At 69.4% G+C, this 19756-nt stretch carries 16 protein-coding genes; 2 read left to right on the forward strand and 14 right to left on the reverse strand.

Annotated elements, in window-relative coordinates:
• Positions 1-173: 173 nt before the first annotated feature.
• The gene (locus G3I78_RS13615; protein ID WP_164423908.1) at positions 174-1127 is read left to right on the forward strand and encodes an aminoglycoside phosphotransferase family protein; all 954 of its coding nucleotides are present in this window, start codon (positions 174-176) and stop codon (positions 1125-1127) included.
• A 65-nt stretch (positions 1128-1192) separates the two neighbouring features.
• On the opposite strand, the gene recQ is transcribed toward G3I78_RS13615, so the two are convergent.
• The gene (recQ, locus tag G3I78_RS13620) at positions 1193-3277 is read right to left on the reverse strand and encodes a DNA helicase RecQ (RefSeq protein WP_164424207.1); all 2085 of its coding nucleotides are present in this window, start codon (positions 3275-3277) and stop codon (positions 1193-1195) included.
• A 199-nt stretch (positions 3278-3476) separates the two neighbouring features.
• Here recQ and G3I78_RS13625 point away from each other — a divergent pair, with 199 nt between their 5' ends.
• Positions 3477-4079 carry a Uma2 family endonuclease gene (locus G3I78_RS13625; RefSeq protein ID WP_164423910.1) on the forward strand — a complete coding sequence of 201 codons (603 nt, stop codon included), beginning with the start codon at positions 3477-3479 and terminating at the stop codon, positions 4077-4079.
• A 78-nt stretch (positions 4080-4157) separates the two neighbouring features.
• Here the strand turns inward: G3I78_RS13625 and nuoN are convergent, their stop codons facing one another.
• Genes nuoN through G3I78_RS13690 form a run of 13 tightly spaced genes read right to left on the reverse strand, consistent with a single transcriptional unit; the run spans position 4158 to position 19747 of the window.
• Positions 4158-5807 (reverse strand): NADH-quinone oxidoreductase subunit NuoN, encoded by a 1650-nt coding sequence (nuoN, locus tag G3I78_RS13630; RefSeq protein WP_164423912.1) that lies wholly within the window; start codon positions 5805-5807, stop codon positions 4158-4160.
• A complete protein-coding gene (locus tag G3I78_RS13635) occupies positions 5804-7375 on the reverse strand; it encodes an NADH-quinone oxidoreductase subunit M (protein WP_164423914.1) in 1572 nt (523 codons plus the stop codon). Before G3I78_RS13635 ends, nuoN begins: the two co-directional genes overlap by 4 nt.
• Before the next feature lie 5 nt (positions 7376-7380).
• Complete coding sequence (gene nuoL, locus G3I78_RS13640; RefSeq protein WP_164423916.1) at positions 7381-9294, reverse strand: NADH-quinone oxidoreductase subunit L; 1914 nt, start codon at positions 9292-9294, stop codon at positions 7381-7383.
• 14 nt (positions 9295-9308) lie between these two features.
• Positions 9309-9608, reverse strand: coding sequence for an NADH-quinone oxidoreductase subunit NuoK (nuoK, locus tag G3I78_RS13645; protein WP_004927567.1), 300 nt, complete (start codon positions 9606-9608; stop codon positions 9309-9311).
• The gene (locus G3I78_RS13650; RefSeq protein WP_164423919.1) at positions 9605-10438 is read right to left on the reverse strand and encodes an NADH-quinone oxidoreductase subunit J; all 834 of its coding nucleotides are present in this window, start codon (positions 10436-10438) and stop codon (positions 9605-9607) included. Before G3I78_RS13650 ends, nuoK begins: the two co-directional genes overlap by 4 nt.
• Positions 10435-11037 (reverse strand): NADH-quinone oxidoreductase subunit NuoI, encoded by a 603-nt coding sequence (gene nuoI / locus G3I78_RS13655; protein ID WP_164423921.1) that lies wholly within the window; start codon positions 11035-11037, stop codon positions 10435-10437. The genes G3I78_RS13650 and nuoI overlap by 4 nt, the downstream gene beginning before the upstream one ends.
• Positions 11030-12394, reverse strand: a complete 1365-nt coding sequence (nuoH, locus tag G3I78_RS13660) for an NADH-quinone oxidoreductase subunit NuoH (protein WP_164423923.1) — start codon at positions 12392-12394, stop codon at positions 11030-11032. The genes nuoI and nuoH overlap by 8 nt, the downstream gene beginning before the upstream one ends.
• Positions 12391-14895 carry an NADH-quinone oxidoreductase subunit G gene (locus G3I78_RS13665; protein ID WP_164423925.1) on the reverse strand — a complete coding sequence of 835 codons (2505 nt, stop codon included), beginning with the start codon at positions 14893-14895 and terminating at the stop codon, positions 12391-12393. The genes nuoH and G3I78_RS13665 overlap by 4 nt, the downstream gene beginning before the upstream one ends.
• Positions 14892-16241 (reverse strand): NADH-quinone oxidoreductase subunit NuoF, encoded by a 1350-nt coding sequence (gene nuoF, locus G3I78_RS13670; RefSeq protein ID WP_343243737.1) that lies wholly within the window; start codon positions 16239-16241, stop codon positions 14892-14894. The genes G3I78_RS13665 and nuoF overlap by 4 nt, the downstream gene beginning before the upstream one ends.
• Positions 16238-17119 (reverse strand): NADH-quinone oxidoreductase subunit NuoE, encoded by an 882-nt coding sequence (gene nuoE / locus G3I78_RS13675; RefSeq protein ID WP_164423929.1) that lies wholly within the window; start codon positions 17117-17119, stop codon positions 16238-16240. The genes nuoF and nuoE overlap by 4 nt, the downstream gene beginning before the upstream one ends.
• Positions 17116-18453 (reverse strand): NADH-quinone oxidoreductase subunit D, encoded by a 1338-nt coding sequence (locus G3I78_RS13680; RefSeq protein WP_164423931.1) that lies wholly within the window; start codon positions 18451-18453, stop codon positions 17116-17118. The genes nuoE and G3I78_RS13680 overlap by 4 nt, the downstream gene beginning before the upstream one ends.
• Positions 18450-19196, reverse strand: coding sequence for an NADH-quinone oxidoreductase subunit C (locus G3I78_RS13685; RefSeq protein WP_164423933.1), 747 nt, complete (start codon positions 19194-19196; stop codon positions 18450-18452). Before G3I78_RS13685 ends, G3I78_RS13680 begins: the two co-directional genes overlap by 4 nt.
• Complete coding sequence (locus G3I78_RS13690; protein ID WP_007383964.1) at positions 19193-19747, reverse strand: NADH-quinone oxidoreductase subunit B; 555 nt, start codon at positions 19745-19747, stop codon at positions 19193-19195. Before G3I78_RS13690 ends, G3I78_RS13685 begins: the two co-directional genes overlap by 4 nt.
• Positions 19748-19756: the final 9 nt, after the last annotated feature.

Consider the following 19756-nt stretch of genomic DNA (forward strand, 5'->3'; position numbering starts at 1 on the left):
ACCGCCCGGCCGGGACGCCCACCAGGGTGTCCCGGCCCCGGTGTCCCGGCCCCGGTGTCCGCAGAACCGCCACCGCGCGACGCGCCACCCTCATCACCGCCCTCACCCCGTCACCTCCTCCCCTCCGTCAAATCCCTTTGCGCGGGCCGCCGTCCGAATGGTGGGCTGGCCCCGTGAGCAGCCACGACCGGTCAGGGTCGGTCCGGCCGTCGACCCTGACCTGGGTCGGCCGGCATCTCGCCACCGGCGAACGAGTCGTCGAATCCGAGCCCCTGCACGGCGGCAGCACCGCCGAGATGCGCCGCCTGACCGTCGCCGCACCGGACGGCGACACCCGCTTCCTGGTGCTGCGGACCTACGTCGACGTGGCAGACGCCGAGGAGTGGCTGCACAGGGAAGCCGACGCCCTGCCCCTCCTCGCCGGAACCGACCTACCGGCCCCCGAGCTGATCGCCGTCGATCCGACCGCCGTCCACTGCGAGCACCCGTCGCTCCTCATGACCCACCTCCCGGGCCGGACCGTCCTCACCGACGAGGGCATCGAGACCCGCGTCCCCCTCCTGGCCCGCCGACTCGTGGCCATCCACGCCCTGCGTCCCGCCGAACGCCCCCGGGAGTACGTGGCCCTGACGACCGCCGACACCGTCGTCGTCCCCCCGTGCGCCGACCCGACGGCCTGGACCACGGCGATCGACCTGATCCGCAGCCCCGCCCCGCCGTACCGAGGACGCTTCCTGCACCGGGACTTCCACCCCGGCAACGTCCTGTTCGACGCATCACCCAAGAGCCCGGCGGCCCCGCTCATCACCGCCGTCGTCGACTGGGCGGCGACCTCCTGGGGCCCGGCCGACCTGGACGTCGCCCACTGCTCCACCAACCTCGCCCTGCTGCACGGCCCGGCCTGGGGCCGGCGGTTCACCGAGGCGTACGAGGAGGCCGGCGGGGTCCTGGCCGCGGACCCGGACGAGCGCCTGTACTGGCAGGTGCGGCACGCCCTCGCGTTCTCCGAGGACGTACGGCCGGTGGCGCGGGCCTGGCGCGAGGCAGGGCGAACAGACCTGACGGCACGAGCCGTTGAGCAACGGCTCGACGCCTACGTCACCGCCCTGACGCACGCACCGGACTGAACCGGCCGGGCTGAACCAGCCAGGGCCACCCGGAGCCGACCGAGCAGTCCTCTATATCCAGCCCCCTATATCCAGTCCTCCGGCTCGGGCTCGGCGTCCATCTCGGGCCAGTGATCGTCCTCGTCGGTCGTCGCGGGGGACTTGGCAGAGGCGGCCCCGCCCGAAGCGGTCGCGGCGGAAGCAGTCCCAGTGGCAGCGGTCCCAGTGGCAGCGGTCCCGACGGAAGCGGCTCCACCCTGACCGGCCCCTCCCCCGGGCCCCTCCAGCGTGGCCAGCACCCCGACCACGCCCTCCCCGTACGTCGCCAGCTTCTTCTCGCCGACCCCGCCCACGCTCCCGAGCTGCCGCACCGAGGTCGGCCACACCGTCACGATCTCCCTGAGCGTGGCGTCGTGGAAGATGACGTACGCCGGGACGCCCTGCTCCCGCGCCTGCTCGGCCCGCCAGGCCCGCAGTGCCTCGAAGGCCGGCACCAGCGACTCCGGCAGCTCGGCCACCGCGGCCTTGGCCTTGCCCCGCCCGGACGAGGAGCTGGTCTTGGCGGTCGCGGGCTTCTTCGGCTCCTTGCGCAGCGGCACCTCCCGCTCCCGCCGCAGCACCGCCCCGCTCGCCTCGGTCAGCACCAGCGTGCCGTACTCGCCCTCGACCGCGAGCAGCCCCTGGGCCAGCAACTGCCGTACGACACCGCGCCATTCGCCCTCTGAGTACTCCTCCCCGATGCCGAACACGGACAGCTGGTCGTGGTCGAACTGGATGACCTTGCCGGTGCGCTTGCCGAGCAGGATGTCGACGATCTGCACCGCCCCGAACTTCTGCCCCCGCTCCCGCTGGAGCCGCACCACGGTCGACAGCACCTTCTGGGCCGCGACCGTGCCGTCCCAGGTCTCCGGCGGGGTCAGACAGGTGTCGCAGTTGCCGCAGCCCGTCGGTTCCGGCTCCTGGCCGAAGTAGATCAGGAGCTGTCCGCGCCGGCACTGGGCGGTCTCGCACAGCGCCAGCATGGATTCGAGGTGGGCGGCGGCCCGGCGCTGGAACGCCTCGTCCCCCTCGCCGGACTGGATCAGCTTGCGCTGCTGTATGACGTCGTTGAGGCCGTAGGCCATCCAGGCCGTGGAGGCCAGGCCGTCACGTCCCGCGCGGCCCGTCTCCTGGTAGTAGCCCTCGACGGACTTGGGCAGGTCGAGGTGGGCGACGAAGCGGACGTCCGGCTTGTCGATGCCCATGCCGAAGGCGATGGTCGCCACCACGACCAGGCCGTCCTCGCGCAGGAACCGGGACTGGTGGGCGGCGCGGGTGCCCGCGTCCAGGCCTGCGTGGTACGGGACCGCCTCGATGCCGTTGCGCGAGAGGAACTCGGCCGTGGCCTCCACCGACTTGCGCGAGAGGCAGTACACGATGCCCGCGTCGCCCGCGTGCTCCGCGCGCAGGAAGGCCAGCAGCTGCTTCTTGGGGTCGGCCTTCGGGACGATCCGGTACTGGATGTTGGGCCGGTCGAAGCTCGCCACGAAGTGCCGGGCCGTCGGCATGTTCAGCCGCTGGGTGATCTCCTGGTGGGTCGCGTGGGTGGCCGTCGCCGTGAGCGCGATCCGCGGGACGTCCGGCCAGCGCTCGCCGAGCAGGGAGAGGGCGAGGTAGTCGGGCCGGAAGTCGTGGCCCCACTGCGAGACGCAGTGCGCCTCGTCGATGGCGAAGGCGGCGATCTTGCCCCGGGAGAGAAGGTCGAGGGTGGAGTCGAGCCGCAGCCGCTCCGGCGCGAGGTAGAGCAGGTCGAGCTCCCCGGCGAGGAACTCCGCCTCCACCACGCGCCGCTCGTCGAAGTCCTGCGTGGAGTTCATGAACCCGGCCCGCACACCGAGCGCCCTGAGCGCGTCGACCTGGTCCTGCATCAGCGCGATGAGCGGTGAGACGACGATGCCCGTGCCGGGTCTGACCAGGGACGGAATCTGGTAGCACAGCGACTTGCCGCCGCCGGTCGGCATGAGGACCACGGCGTCCCCGCCGGCCACCACATGCTCGATGATCTCTTCCTGCTCGCCGCGGAAGGCGTCGTATCCGAAGACCCGGTGGAGCGTGGCCAGTGCCTCGCTGTCGCTCCCGCCCGGTGTCCCGGTGATCCCTGGCATCTCGCTGATCCCGCCCATCCCGCCCATAGTCCCGTCCCCCGTACGTCGTCCTTCGACCACTGCGTCCACGATAGGGGGCCGGACTGACACAGTCGGAGTTATCCACAGGCCGACTCCTGGACCCGCGTCAAGGACACGATCGTCGCTCACACGTTCGTGGGAGACCTGACGGTTTCCGGCGGATAGTCTGAATGGACCGGCGAGACTCCGTCCCATGGGAGCACTGATGAGCGTCGCACCGAAGGCGTCCAAGCCCACCTGGCCGAGCCCGCCGGAAGGCGGCTGGACCGCCGACGACCTGGACCGCCTCCCGAATCTGCCTCCGCATACGGAACTGATCGACGGGAGCCTGGTCTTCGTGAGTCCGCAGACCCTCTTTCACTCGCGCGCTGTGAGCTTTTTCGAGTGGCAGCTCCAGTCACTGGCCCCGGCGGACTTCGAGGTCATCCGCGAGTTCACCATCGACATCGACCGGCAGAATCGCCCCGAGCCGGACGTGGTCGTCGTGCGCGGGGACGTCGTAGAGGACGCGGAACAGACCCGTTTCCCGGTGGAAGCGGTCCTCCTGGCCATCGAGGTCGTCTCGCCCGACTCCGTCTCCCGGGACCGCGAGACCAAGCCGCTGAAGTACGCCCGCGCGAAGATCCCCTACTACTGGAGGGTGGAGAACGAGAAGGGCCGCGCAGCCGTGCACGCGTTCGAGCTGGAGCCCACCACCCGCGCGTACACCAGCGTGGGAATCTTCCGTGAGCGGATGAAGCTGGACGTCCCCTTCCCGGTGGACCTGGACCTCACGCAGATCAAAGCGCGCCGCGACAACAGTCAGTAGCCCCGTCCCGGCACGCCACAGCGGCCCGGCTCCCTGTCCGGGGGAGCCGGGCCGCTGCCGTCGCGAGCAGGCGCCTGATCAGCGCACGAACACTCCCGCCTGGTTCGCCAGGTCCAGGAAGTACTGCGGCGCCACACCGAGCACCAGCGTGACCGCCACGCCGACGCCGATCGCCGTCATCGTGAGCGGCGACGGCACGGCGACCGTCGGCCCCTCCGGACGCGGCTCGCTGAAGAACATCAGCACGATCACCCGGATGTAGAAGAACGCGGCGATCGCGGACGAGATCACACCGACCACGACCAGCGGTGCCGCCCCGCCCTCCGCCGCCGCCTTGAACACGGCGAACTTCCCGGCGAAGCCGGAGGTCAGCGGGATACCGGCGAAGGCCAGCAGGAACACCGCGAACACGGCGGCCACCAGCGGCGAACGACGGCCCAGGCCCGCCCACTTGGACAGGTGCGTCGCCTCGCCGCCCGCGTCCCGTACGAGTGTGACCACGGCGAAGGCGCCGATCGTCACGAACGAGTACGCGGCCAGGTAGAAGAGGACCGACGACACCCCGTCCGGCGTGGTCGCGATGACACCCGCGAGGATGAATCCCGCGTGCGCGATCGACGAGTACGCCAGCAGCCGCTTGATGTCGGTCTGGGTGATCGCGACGATCGCACCGCCGAGCATGGTGACGATCGCGACGGCCCACATGACCGGCCGCCAGTCCCAGCGCAGGCCCGGCAGCACGACGTACAGGATGCGCAGCAGCGCGCCGAACGCGGCCACCTTGGTCGCCGCCGCCATGAAGCCGGTGACGGGGGTCGGCGCGCCCTGGTAGACGTCCGGGGTCCACATGTGGAACGGCACCGCGCCGACCTTGAACAGCAGACCCATGATGATCATCGCGGAGCCGATGAGCAGCAGCGCGTCGTTGCCCATGGTGTCGGCGAGCGCCGGGTCCACGGTGGTGACGGTGCCGTCGACGACCTGCGCGATGGTGCCGTACGACACCGAGCCCGCGTAGCCGTACAGCAGCGCGATGCCGAACAGGGTGAACGCCGAGGCGAACGCGCCGAGCAGGAAGTACTTGACGGCGGCCTCCTGCGACATGAGCCGCTTGCGGCGGGCCAGGGCGCACAGCAGGTACAGCGGCAGGGAGAAGACCTCCAGGGCCACGAACAGCGTCAGCAGGTCGTTGGCGGCCGGGAAGATCAGCATGCCGGCGACGGCGAAGAGCAGCAGCGGGAACACCTCGGTGGTGGTGAACCCGGCCTTGACGGCCGCCTTCTCGCTGTCGCTGCCCGGTACCGAGGCGGCCTGGGCGGCGAAGGAGTCGACGCGGTTGCCGTGCGTCTCGGGGTCGAGCCGCCGCTCCGCGAAGGTGAACAGGCCGACCAGGCCCGCCAGCAGGATGGTGCCCTGGAGGAACAGGGCCGGTCCGTCGACGGCGATCGCGCCCATGGCCGCGATGCCCGCCTTGGTGGTGGCGTACCCGTCGGCGGCGAGCGCGACGACCGCCGCGAAGGCCGCGCACAGGGCGACGGCGGACACGAACAGCTGGGCGTAGTAACGGGTCCTGCGCGGGACGAAGGCCTCGACCAGGATTCCGATGATCGCCGCGCCCACGACGATCAGGGTGGGCGACAATTGCCCGTATTCGATCTTCGGCGCGTCGATCTTCGAGATCGGGTCGGCCGCGGTTGTCCACAGGCTGTGGACGGCTACTGCGCTCACTTGGCCGCCTCCACCTCGGGCTTGGGGTCCTTCTTGTGTACGTCGGACATGGTCGACTTCACCGCCGGGTTGACGATGTCGGTGACCGGCTTCGGGTAGACGCCCAGGAAGATCAGCAGGACGACCAGCGGCGCGACGACCACGAGCTCACGCATCCGCAGGTCGGGCATCGCGGAGACCTCCGGCTTCACCGGGCCCGTCATCGTCCGCTGGTACAGGACGAGGGTGTAGAGCGCGGCGAGCACGATGCCGAAGGTGGCGATGATGCCGATCACCGGATAGCGCGCGAACGTGCCGACCAGGACCAGGAACTCGCTCACGAAGGGCGCGAGCCCCGGCAGCGACAGGGTCGCGAGGCCGCCGATCAGGAAGGTGCCGGCGAGCACCGGGGCGACCTTCTGGACACCGCCGTAGTCGGCGATGAGCCGCGAGCCGCGCCGCGAGATCAGGAAGCCGGCCACCAGCATCAGCGCGGCCGTCGAGATCCCGTGGTTGACCATGTAGAGCGTCGCGCCGGACTGGCCCTGGCTGGTCATCGCGAAGATGCCCATGATGATGAAGCCGAAGTGGGAGATCGACGCGTACGCCACCAGGCGCTTGATGTCCCGCTGGCCGACCGCGAGCAGCGCCCCGTAGATGATGCTGATCACCGCTAGGACGAGGATCGCGGGCGTGGCCCACTTGCTGGCCTCCGGGAAGAGCTGGAGGCAGAAGCGGAGCATCGCGAAGGTGCCCACCTTGTCGACGACCGCCGTGATGAGGACGGCAACCGGGGCGGTGGCCTCGCCCATCGCGTTGGGCAGCCAGGTGTGCAGCGGCCACAGGGGCGCCTTCACCGCGAAGGCGAAGAAGAACCCGAGGAACAGCCAGCGCTCGGTGTTGGTCGCCATGTCGAGCGAGCCGTTGGCCCGCGCCTCGGCGATCTCGGTGAGGCTGAAGTTCCCGGCGACCACGTAGAGGCCGATCACCGCGGCCAGCATGATCAGGCCGCCGACCAGGTTGTAGAGGAGGAACTTCACGGCGGCGTACGAGCGTTGGGCCGCCGCGTTCTCGTCGGAGCCGGCGTGGGCCCGGTCCCCGAAGCCGCCGATGAGGAAGTACATCGGGATCAGCATGGCTTCGAAGAAGATGTAGAAGAGGAAGACGTCGGTGGCCTCGAAGGAGATGATCACCATCGCCTCGACCGCCAGGATCAGGGCGAAGAAGCCCTGTGTCGGCCGCCACCGCCTGCTTCCGGTCTCCAGGGGGTCGGCGTCGTGCCAGCCCGCCAGGATGATGAACGGGATCAGCAGCGCGGTCAGCGCGAGCAGCGCCACCCCGATGCCGTCCACGCCCAGTTCGTAGCGCACCCCGAACTCCGCGATCCAGGCGTGCGATTCGGTGAGCTGGTAGCGGGCGCCGTCCGGGTCGAAGCGGACCAGGACGACGATCGCGAGGGCGAGTGTGGCGAGCGAGACGAGCAGCGCCAGCCATTTGGCGGCGGTGCGTCGCGCGGCCGGTACGGCGGCCGTGGCGATCGCCCCGATCGCCGGGAGGGCCGCCGTCGCTGTCAGCAGAGGAAAGGACATCGGTATCAGACCGCCCTCATCAGCAGGGTCGCGGCGACGAGGATGGCCGCACCGCCGAACATCGAGACCGCGTACGACCGCGCGAAGCCGTTCTGCAGCTTGCGCATCCGCCCGGAGAGGCCGCCGACCGAGGCCGCCGTGCCGTTGACCACTCCGTCGACCAGGCTGTGGTCGACGTAGACCAGGGACCGCGTGAGGTGTTCTCCGCCGCGGACCAGGACCACGTGGTTGAAGTCGTCCTGGAGCAGGTCGCGCCGGGCGGCCCGGGTGAGCAGCGATCCGCGCGGGGCGACGGCCGGGACCGGGCGGCGGCCGTACTGGAGCCAGGCGATGGCGACGCCGATGACCATGACGGCCACCGTGGACGCCGTGACCGCGGTCGCGCTGATCGGCGCGTCTCCGTGGTCGTGGCCGGTGATGGGCTCCAGCCAGTGCAGGAAGCGGTCGCCGATTCCGAAGATGCCGCCCGCGAAGACCGATCCGAAGGCCAGCACGATCATGGGGATCGTCATGGACTTGGGGGACTCGTGCGGGTGCGGCTCGTGGCCCTCGGCATCCGGCTGCCAGCGCTTCTCGCCGAAGAACGTCATCAGCATCACGCGCGTCATGTAGAAGGCGGTGATGGCCGCGCCCAGCAGGGCGCAGGCGCCGAGGATCCAGCCCTCGGTGCCGCCCTTGGCGAAGGCCGCCTCGATGATCTTGTCCTTGGAGAAGAAGCCCGACAGGCCAGGGAAGCCGATGATGGCCAGGTAGCCGAGGCCGAACGTCACGAAGGTGACCGGCATGTACTTCCTGAGGCCGCCGTACTTCCGCATGTCGACCTCGTCGTTCATGCCGTGCATGACCGAACCGGCGCCGAGGAAGAGCCCGGCCTTGAAGAAGCCGTGCGTCACCAGGTGCATGATCGCGAAGACGTAGCCGATGGGGCCTAGGCCCGCGGCGAGGACCATGTAGCCGATCTGCGACATGGTCGAACCGGCGAGGGCCTTCTTGATGTCGTCCTTCGCGCAACCGACGATCGCACCGAACAGGAGCGTGACGGCACCGACGACGGTGACGACCAGCTGGGCGTCCGGGGCGAGGTTGAAGATGTTGGCGGAGCGGACGATCAGGTAGACGCCCGCGGTCACCATGGTCGCGGCGTGGATGAGGGCCGAGACCGGGGTCGGGCCCTCCATCGCGTCCCCGAGCCAGGACTGCAGCGGCACCTGGGCGGACTTGCCGCAGGCGGCGAGCAGCAGCATCAGGGCGATGCCGGTGAGCGTGGCCTCGGAGGCGCCGGTGACCAGCCCGGGCTCCTCGTGGCTGCCGAGGACCGGGCCGAAGGCGAAGGTGCCGAAGGTCGTGAACATCAGCATGATCGCGATCGACAGGCCCATGTCGCCGACGCGGTTGACCAGGAACGCCTTCTTGGCCGCGGTGGCCGCGCTGGGCTTGTGCTGCCAGAAGCCGATCAGCAGGTAGGAGGCGAGACCGACGCCCTCCCAGCCGACGTACAGCAGCAGGTAGTTGTCGGCGAGGACGAGCAGGAGCATCGCCGCGAGGAACAGGTTCAGATAGCCGAAGAAGCGGCGGCGACGCTCGTCGTGCTCCATGTACCCGATCGAGTACAGGTGGATGAGCGAGCCGACGCCGGTGATCAGCAGCACGAACGTCATCGACAGCTGGTCGAGGCGGAAGGCGACGTCCGCCTGGAAGCCCTCGACCGGCACCCAGCTGAACAGGTGCTGGGTGAGCGTGCGGTGTTCGGCGTCCTTGCCGAGCAGGTCGGCGAAGAGGACGGCGCCGAACACGAAGGAGGCGCCGGCGAGGACGGTGCCGATCCAGTGGCCGACGGCGTCCAGCCGCCGGCCGCCGGTCAGCAGGACCGCCGCTCCTAGCAGAGGCGCCGCGATGAGCAGCGCGATCAGGTTCTCCACGATTCAGCGACCCCTTACAGCTTCATCAGGCTGGCGTCGTCGACCGAGGCCGAGTGGCGGGAACGGAACAGCGACACGATGATCGCGAGCCCGACCACGACCTCCGCGGCGGCGACGACCATCGTGAAGAAGGCGATGATCTGGCCGTCGAGATTGCCGTGCATCCGGGAGAAGGCGACGAACGCGAGGTTGCAGGCGTTGAGCATGAGCTCGACGCACATGAACACCACGATCGCGTTGCGCCTGATCAGGACACCGGTGGCGCCGATCGTGAACAACAGGGCGGCGAGGTAGAGGTAGTTGACCGGGTTCACTTCGACGCCTCCCTCTTGAAGGTGGCCGGTTCGGTCTCGGTGCGCTCCAGGCGGTCCTCGGAGCGCTGCTCCAGCGCCTTGAGGTCGTTCATCGCCTCGGTGGACACGTCACGGATCTGGCCGCGGTCGCGCAGGGTCTTGCTGACCGTGAGCTCGGACGGGGTGCCGTCGGGCAGCAGGCCCGCGATGTCCACCGCGTTGTGCCGGGCGTAGACGCCGGGGGCGGGCAGCGGCGGGAGGTGCTTGCCGTCGCGGACCCGCTTCTCGGCCATCTCCCGCTGGGTCAGGGCGCGTTCGGTGCGCTCGCGGTGCGTGAGCACCATGGCGCCGACGGCGGCCGTGATCAGCAGGGCGCCGGTGATCTCGAAGGCGAAGACGTACTTGGTGAAGATGAGGGTCGCGAGACCCTCCACGTTGCCGCCGGAGTTGGCCTGGGCGACGCCGTTGAACTCCTTGAGCGAGGCGTTGCCGATGCCCGCGAACAGCAGGACGCCGAAGCCGAGTCCACAGAGAAGGGCCAGCCAGCGCTGGCCCCTGATGGTCTCCTTCAGGGAGTCCGCCGCGGTCACGCCGACGAGCATCACCACGAACAGGAACAGCATCATGATCGCGCCGGTGTAGACGACGATCTGCACGACGCCCAGGAAGTAGGCGCCGTTGGCGAGGTAGAACACCGCCAGGATGATCATGGTGCCGGCGAGGCAGAGCGCGCTGTGCACGGCCTTCTTCATGAAGACGGTGCACAGGGCGCCGATCACGGCGACGGTGCCGAGGACCCAGAACTGGAAGGCCTCACCGGTGGAGGTGGAGTAGGCGGCGAGCGCGCTCATGCCTCCACCTCCTCGTCGGAGGGCTTCTCGCCCTTGGAGACCGCGACCTGCCGGACCGTGCCCGGCGCGGCCTCCGTCACCAGGCCCCGGTAGTAGTCCTGCTCGTCGGTGCCCGGGAAGATCGAGTGCGGGCTGTCGACCATGCCCTCGTCGAGCCCGGCGAGCAGCTGCTCCTTGGTGTAGATGAGGTTGGCGCGGCTGCTGTCGGCCAGCTCGAACTCGTTGGTCATCGTCAGCGCGCGCGTGGGGCACGCCTCGATGCACAGGCCGCACAGGATGCAGCGGGCGTAGTTGATCTGGTAGACGCGGCCGTACCGCTCGCCCGGCGAGTAGCGCTCCTCGTCGGTGTTGTCGGCGCCCTCCACATAGATGGCGTCGGCGGGGCAGGCCCAGGCGCACAGCTCGCAGCCGACGCACTTCTCCAGGCCGTCCGGATGGCGGTTGAGCTGGTGCCGTCCGTGGAACCGCGGAGCGGTGGTCTTCTGCTGCTCCGGGTACTGCTCGGTCAGCCGCTTCTTGAACATGGCCTTGAAGGTCACGCCGAAGCCTGCGACAGGGTTCATGAAACCGGGCTTGGTCTCCTTGGGCTCCTCAGCCATCGGACGCCTCCTTTCCATCCGTAGATCCGCCGTCACTCTGAGTATCGGACCCACCACTGACAATCAGCTCCCGCTCCCGCTGGGGGCGGCGCCTCGGCACGGGCGGCAACTCCTGTCCGGGCAGCGGCGGTACGGGGAACCCGCCGGCCATCGGGTCGAATCCGGCCGGTTCCGCGGCGGGCTGCGAGGCCGCCTTCGACTTCTCGCGGAACATGTCGGCGACGAAGGAGAGCAGCAGCAGGACCAGGACTCCGCCGCCGATGTAGAGGGCGATGTCGGCGAAGTCGTAGTTCTGGTTGCGCAGGGTCCGCACGGTCGCTACGAGCATCAGCCACACCACGGAGACCGGGATGAGGACCTTCCAGCCGAGCTTCATCAGCTGGTCGTAGCGGACGCGGGGAAGCGTGCCGCGCAGCCAGATGAAGAAGAACAGCAGCAGCTGCACCTTGATGACGAACCAGAGCAGCGGCCACCAGCCGTGGTTGGCGCCCTCCCAGAAGGTGGAGATGGGCCAGGGGGCCCGCCAGCCACCGAGGAAGAGGGTGGTCGTCACGGCCGAGACCGTCACCATGTTCACGTACTCGGCGAGCATGAACATCGCGAACTTGATCGACGAGTACTCGGTGTTGAAGCCGCCGACCAGGTCGCCCTCGGACTCCGGCATGTCGAAGGGGGCGCGGTTGGTCTCGCCGACCATCGTGATGACGTAGATGACGAAGGAGACCGGCAGCAGCACGATGTACCAGCGGTCCTGCTGGGCCTCGACGATCGCCGAGGTCGACATAGACCCGGAGTAGAGGAACACCGAGGCGAAGGCGGCACCCATGGCGATCTCGTACGAGATCATCTGGGCGCAGGACCGCAGACCGCCGAGCAGCGGGTACGTCGACCCGGAGCTCCAGCCCGCGAGCACGATGCCGTAGATGCCGACCGAGGCGACCGCGAGGATGTAGAGCATCGCGATCGGGAGGTCGGTGAGCTGCATCGCGGTGCGGTGGCCGAAGATCGAGATCTCGTTGCCGGCCGGGCCGAAGGGGATCACCGCGATCGCCATGAAGGCCGGGATGGCCGCGACGATCGGCGCGAGGACGTAGACGACCTTGTCCGCGCGCTTGACGATGACGTCTTCCTTCAGCATCAGCTTGATGCCGTCGGCGAGCGACTGGAGCATGCCCCAGGGGCCGTGCCGGTTGGGGCCGATGCGCAACTGCATCCAGGCGACGACCTTGCGCTCCCACACGATGGAGAACAGCACGGTCACCATCAGGAATGCGAAGCAGAAGACGGCCTTGATGACGACGAGCCACCAGGGGTCGGTGCCGAACATCGAGAGGTCTTCAGCGGCGAGCGGGCTCATGCCTCCACCTCCTTGGGGGCTTCGGCGGCGAGCGGGGCCGGGCCGATGCGGACGAGGGAGCCGGGCACCACTCCGGCGTCGGAGGCCACTCCCCCGCCGGTGGAGTTCAGCGGGAGCCAGACCACCCGGTCGGGCATCTCCGTGACCTGGAGCGGGAGTTCGACGACTCCGGCGGGGCCGGTCACGGCGAGCAGGTCGCCTTCCTTGACGCCCGCTTCCGCGGCCGTCGCGGCCGACACCCGCGCGTGTGCCGCGTGCCGGGTCCCGGAGAGCGCCTCGTCGCCCTGCTGGAGCAGACCCTGGTCGAGCAGCAGCCGGTGTCCGGCCAGGACGGCCTCTCCGGCGGCGGGCCGCGGCAACTGGGCGCCGGTCTCGAACGGTTCGGTACCGCGCGATCCGTCCCAGGGGCCGAGCCGGTCGATCTCCGCGCGCGTGGTGCGAAGATCGGGCAGACCCAGGTGTACGTCCATGGCGTCGGCCAGCATCTGCAACACGCGCGCGTCGGTGGGCGCGAGGGTGCGGGTCATCTGGTCGGGCTTGAGCGCGGCCTCGAAGAAGCGCACCCGGCCCTCCCAGTTGAGGAAGGTGCCGGCCTTCTCGGCGACCGCGGCCACCGGGAGGACGACGTCCGCGTGCTCGGTGACCTCGCCGGGCCGCAGTTCGAGCGAGACCACGAACCCGACCTCCCGCAGCGCCGCACGCGTGCGTGCCGGGTCGGGCAGGTCGGCGACCTCGACGCCCGCGACCACCAGGGCCTGGAGTTCACCGGTGGCGGCCGCCTCGACGATCTGCCCGGTGTCGCGGCCGTAGCGGTGCGGGAGTTCGGCCACGCCCCAGACGGAGGCGACCTCCTCACGCGCGCGCGGGTCGGTCGCCGGACGTCCGCCCGGCAGCAGCGAGGGCAGCGCACCCGCCTCGACGGCACCGCGCTCCCCGGCCCGCCGCGGAATCCACACCAGCTGGGCGCCGGTCGCGGAGGCGGCCCGTACGGCGGCGGTCAGTCCGCCCGCCACGGCGGCGAGCCGCTCACCGACGGCGATCACCGCGCCCTCGGCGCGCAGTGCCTCGGCGGCCCTGCTGCCGTCGTCCTCCAGGCCGACCCCGCCGGCGAGCGCGTCCAGCCACTCGGTCTCGGTGCCGGGGGCGGCGGGCAGCAGGGTGCCGCCCGCCTTCTCCAGCCCGCGGGTGGCGTAGGTGGCGAGGGAGAAGACCTTCTGGCCGTGCTTGCGCCAGGCCTTGCGCAGCCTCAGGAAGACGCCGGGCGCCTCCTCCTCGGCCTCGAACCCGACCAGCAGGACCGCCGGTGCCTTCTCCAGCGCGGTGTACGTGACGCCCGTACCGTCGAGGTCACGGCCGCGGCCCGCGATCCGCGCGGCCAGGAAGTCGGCCTCCTCGCTGCTGTGCACACGCGCGCGGAAGTCGATGTCGTTGGTGTCGAGGGCCACGCGCGCGAACTTGCTGTAGGCGTACGCGTCCTCGATGGTGAGGCGGCCGCCGGTGAGGACTCCGGCCCGGCCGCGCGAGGCGAGCAGGCCCTGGGCGGCGATCTGGAGCGCCTCCGGCCAGGAGGCCGGCACCAGTTCGCCCTCGGGGTTGCGCACCAGGGGTGTCTGGAGCCGGTCGCGCTGCTGCGCGTACCGGAACGCGAAGCGCCCCTTATCGCAGATCCACTCCTCGTTGACCTCGGGGTCGTTGGCCGCGAGCTTGCGCATGACCTTGCCGCGCCGGTGGTCCGTGCGCGTGGCGCAGCCGCCGGAGCAGTGCTCGCACACGCTCGGGGTGGAGACCAGGTCGAAGGGGCGGGAGCGGAATCGGTACGCCGCCGAGGTGAGCGCGCCGACCGGGCAGATCTGGATGGTGTTGCCGGAGAAGTACGACTCGAAGGGGTCGCCCTCACCGGTGCCGACCTGCTGGAGTGCGCCCCGCTCGACCAGTTCGATCATGGGGTCGCCCGCGACCTGGTTGGAGAAGCGGGTGCAGCGGGCGCACAGCACGCACCGCTCGCGGTCGAGCAGTACCTGGGTGGAGATCGGGACCGGCTTCTCGTAGGTCCGCTTCTTGCCCTCGAACCGGGACTCGGCCTGGCCGTGGGACATCGCCTGGTTCTGGAGGGGGCACTCGCCGCCCTTGTCGCAGACCGGGCAGTCCAGCGGGTGGTTGATGAGGAGGAGCTCCATCACCCCGTGCTGGGCCTTCTCGGCGACCGGTGAGGTGAGGTGCGTCTTCACCACCATGCCGTCGGTGCACGTGATCGTGCAGGACGCCATCGGCTTGCGCTGGCCCTCGACCTCGACGATGCACTGGCGGCAGGCGCCGGCCGGGTCGAGGAGGGGGTGGTCGCAGAACCGGGGGATCTCGATGCCGAGTTCTTCGGCGGCCCGGATGACCAGGGTGCCCTTGGGCACGCTGATCTCGGCGCCGTCGATCGTCAGCGAGACGAGGTCTTCCGGCGGGACCGCCGCCTCTCCCCCTCCCGAGGGAGCGTTGGTGGTCACAGTCATGCGTTCACCTCCGGGCGGTCGGCCCAGGCCGTGGACTTCGCCGGGTCGAAGGGACAGCCCCGGCCGGTGATGTGCTGCTCGTACTCCTCGCGGAAGTACTTGAGCGAGGAGAAGATCGGCGAGGCGGCGCCGTCGCCGAGGGCGCAGAACGACTTGCCGTTGATGTTGTCGGCGATGTCGTTGAGCTTGTCGAGGTCGGACATCACGCCCTTGCCGGCCTCGATGTCGCGCAGCAACTGCACGAGCCAGTACGTCCCTTCACGGCACGGGGTGCACTTGCCGCAGGACTCGTGGGCGTAGAACTCGGTCCAGCGGGTGACGGCGCGGACCACGCAGGTCGTCTCGTCGAAGCACTGGAGGGCCTTGGTGCCGAGCATGGAACCGGCGGCGCCGACTCCCTCGTAGTCGAGGGGGACGTCGAGGTGCTCGTCGGTGAACATCGGGGTCGAAGAACCGCCCGGTGTCCAGAACTTGAGGCGGTGGCCCGGCCGCATACCACCGCTCATCTCCAGGAGCTGGCGGAGCGTGATGCCGAGCGGGGCCTCGAACTGGCCGGGATTGGCGACATGGCCACTGAGCGAGTAGAGCGTGAAGCCCGGGGACTTCTCGCTGCCCATCGACCTGAACCAGTCTTTTCCCTTTTGCAGGATCGCGGGAACCGACGCGATCGACTCCACGTTATTCACAACAGTCGGGCAGGCGTAGAGGCCCGCGACCGCAGGGAAAGGGGGACGGAGCCGCGGTTGACCACGGCGGCCTTCGAGCGAGTCGAGCAGTGCGGTCTCCTCACCGCAGATGTACGCCCCGGCGCCGGCGTGCACGGTGATGTCGAGATCGAGGCCGCTGCCCAGGACGTTCTGTCCGAGGTAGCCGGCCGCGTAGGCCTCGCTCACGGCCGAGTGCAACCGCCGCAGCACAGGGACTACTTCACCGCGCAGATAGATGAAGGCATGCGAAGACCTGATGGCATAACACGCGATGATCATGCCCTCGATGAGGCTATGCGGGTTCGCGAACAGGAGCGGGATGTCCTTGCACGTCCCGGGCTCCGACTCGTCGGCGTTGACAACTAGATAGTGCGGTTTTCCATCTCCCTGCGGAATGAACTGCCATTTCATTCCGGTGGGGAATCCCGCACCGCCGCGGCCGCGCAGACCGGAGTCCTTGACGTACGCGATCAGGTCGTCCGGCGACATCGCGAGCGCCTTGCGGAGCCCCTCGTACCCTTCGTGCCTCTTGTAGACGTCCAGCGTCCAGGACTTGTCCTCGTCCCAGAAGGCCGACAGTACGGGTGCGAGCAGCTTCTCGGGGCTGTTGTTCCTGAGTTCGGGTGCCAAGGTCATCACTCCCCCTCCTCGGCGGCGGGCCCGGACGGATGTGCCGGGTCGGAGGCCGACGTGTCCTGTGGCGCGTCGTGCGAGCTCAAGTGCTCCGTCGGGGACGGCTCGTGGACGTCCCCGTCCTTCGTGGCGCCGTCGCGGTCCTGCGGTGCGCCGTCGCGCGGATGGACCACGCGCGCGGGTGCGGTCTCTCCCCTGGCCAGGCGGAGGCCCACCAGCGACGCCGGTCCCGCTCCGCCGGTCGCCTCGACGGCCCCGGGCCGCTCGTCGGGGAAGCCCGCGAGGATCCGCGCGGTCTCCTTGAAGGTGCACAGCGGCGCCCCGCGCGTGGGCTCGACGGGCCGCCCCGCGCGCAGGTCGTCGACCATGCGCTTGGCGCTCGCCGGGGTCTGGTTGTCGAAGAACTCCCAGTTGACCATCACGACCGGCGCGAAGTCGCAGGCCGCGTTGCACTCGATGTGCTCCAGGGTGACCTTGCCGTCGTCGGTGGTCTCGCCGTTGCCGACGCCCAGGTGCTCCTGGAGCTCCTGGAAGATCGCGTCGCCGCCCATCACCGCGCACAGCGTGTTGGTGCAGACGCCCACCTGGTAGTCGCCTGAGGCCTTGCGCCGGTACATGGTGTAGAAGGTGGCCACCGCGGTGACCTCGGCCGTGGTCAGCCCGAGCACGTCCGCGCAGAACCGCATCCCGGTGCGCGTGACATGGCCCTCCTCCGACTGCACGAGATGCAGCAACGGCAGCAGGGCCGAGCGGGAGTCCGGGTAGCGGGCGACGATCTCGCGCGCGTCCGTCTCGAGGCGGGCCCGTACGTCGTCCGGGTAAGCGGGTGCGGGCAGTTCGGGCATGCCCAGGCTGACGCCCCGCTCGGAAGAACTGGTGGTCACCGGTCGACGCCTCCCATCACGGGGTCGATGGACGCGACGGCGACGATGACGTCGGCGACCTGGCCGCCCTCGCACATCGCCGCCATGGCCTGAAGGTTGGTGAAGGACGGGTCCCGGAAGTGGACCCGGAAGGGGCGGGTGCCGCCGTCGGACACGGCGTGCACCCCGAGTTCGCCCTTGGGTGACTCGACGGCCGCGTACGCCTGTCCCGGCGGCACGCGGAAGCCCTCGGTGACCAGCTTGAAGTGGTGGATCAGGGCCTCCATGGAGGTGCCCATGATCTTCTTGATGTGGTCGAGGGAGTTGCCGAGCCCGTCGGGGCCCAGCGCGAGCTGGGCGGGCCAGGCGATCTTCTTGTCGCCGACCATGACCGGTCCCGGCTGGAGCCGGTCCAGGCACTGCTCGATGATCCGCAGCGACTGGCGCATCTCCTCAAGGCGGACCAGGAAGCGGCCGTAGGAGTCACAGGTGTCGGCGGTCGGGATGTCGAAGTCGTAGGTCTCGTAACCGCAGTAGGGCTGCGCCTTGCGCAGGTCGTGCGGCAGACCGGTGGAGCGCAGGATGGGGCCGGTGGCGCCGAGGGCCATGCAGCCGGAGAGGTCGAGATAGCCGACGTCCTGCATACGGGCCTTGAAGATGGGGTTCCCGGTGGCGAGCTTGTCGTACTCCGGGAGGTTCTTCTTCATCTTCTTCACGAACTCGCGGATGTGGTCCACCGCGCCGGGCGGCAGGTCCTGCGCGAGTCCGCCGGGACGGATGTACGCGTGGTTCATCCGCAGGCCCGTGATGAGCTCGTAGATGTCGAGAATCATTTCACGATCACGGAATCCGTAGATCATGATCGTGGTGGCGCCGAGTTCCATGCCGCCGGTGGCGATGCACACCAGGTGCGAGGACATCCGGTTCAGCTCCATCAGGAGCACCCGGATGATCTCGGCCCGGTCCGGGACCTCGTCCTCGATGCCGAGGAGCTTCTCGACGGCGAGGCAGTAGGCGGTCTCGTTGAAGAAGGACGTCAGGTAGTCCATGCGCGTCACGAACGTGGTGCCCTGCGTCCACGTGCGGAACTCGAGGTTCTTCTCGATGCCGGTGTGGAGATAGCCGATGCCGCAGCGGGCCTCGGTGACGGTCTCGCCGTCGATCTCCAGGATCAGCCGGAGCACTCCGTGGGTGGAGGGGTGCTGGGGACCCATGTTGACGACGATGCGCTCGTCGTCGGCCTTGGCCGCGCTCTGGACGACCTCGTCCCAGTCGCCACCGGTGACCGTATATACGGTGCCCTCGGTGGTCTCGCGCGCCGAGGCGGCGGAGGCGGATGCGTGGGAAGTGCTCACGAGTACGACCTCCGCTGGTCCGGAGCCGGGATCTGGGCGCCCTTGTACTCGACGGGGATGCCGCCGAGGGGGTAGTCCTTGCGCTGCGGGTGGCCCTGCCAGTCGTCCGGCATCATGATCCGCGTCAGGGCCGGGTGACCGTCGAAGACGATCCCGAAGAAGTCGTAGGTCTCGCGCTCGTGCCAGTCGTTGGTCGGATACACCGGGACCAGGGACGGGATGTGCGGGTCCGCGTCCGGGGCGCTGACCTCCAGGCGGATCAGCCGGTTGTGGGTGATCGAGCGCAGGTGGTAGACGGCGTGCAGCTCGCGGCCCTTGTCGTGCAGGTAGTGCACCCCGCTGACGCCGGTGCAGAGCTCGAAGCGCAGGGCCGGGTCGTCGCGCAGGGTCTGGGCGACGCGCAGCAGGTGCTCGCGCTCGATGTGGAAGGTGAGCTCGCCGCGGTCGACGACCGTCTTCTCGATGGCGTTGTCCGGGAGCAGTCCCTGCTCCTCCAGGGCGCCCTCCAGCTCGTCGGCGACCTCGTCGAACCAGCCGCCGTAGGGGCGGGTGGACGCTCCGGGGAGCCTGATCGAGCGGACCAGGCCGCCGTAGCCGGAGGTGTCGCCGCCGTTGTTGGCGCCGAACATGCCGCGCTGGACGCGGATCTCCTCACCGCCCTCGCCGCGCTGGCCGGGGAGGTTGGAGGCACCGAGATCCTTCTCGGGGTTCACACCGTTGCCGGTGCCGTTCGCGTCGCTCACCGCAGCAGCCCCTTCATCTCGATCGTGGGCAGGGCCTTGAGCGCCGCCTCCTCCGCCTCGCGGGCCGCCTCCTCGGCGTTCACGCCGAGCTTGGAGGACTGGATCTTCTGGTGGAGCTTGAGAATCGCGTCCATCAGCATCTCGGGCCGTGGCGGGCAGCCGGGCAGATAGATGTCGACCGGGACGATGTGGTCGACGCCCTGCACGATCGCGTAGTTGTTGAACATGCCGCCCGAGGAGGCGCAGACCCCCATGGAGATGACCCACTTGGGGTTCGGCATCTGGTCGTAGACCTGCCTGAGCACCGGCGCCATCTTCTGGCTGACCCGGCCGGCGACGATCATGAGGTCGGCCTGGCGGGGTGAGCCGCGGAAGACCTCCATGCCGAAGCGGGCCAGGTCGTAGCGTCCGGCACCTGTGGTCATCATCTCGATGGCACAGCAGGCCAGGCCGAAGGTGGCCGGGAAGACGGACGCCTTGCGCACCCAGCCCGCGGCCTGCTCGACGGTGGTCAGCAGGAAGCCGCTCGGCAGCTTTTCTTCGAGTCCCATGAGTTAAAG

Source organism: Streptomyces sp. SID13726 (genome assembly GCF_010548375.1).
Classification (GTDB): domain Bacteria; phylum Actinomycetota; class Actinomycetes; order Streptomycetales; family Streptomycetaceae; genus Streptomyces.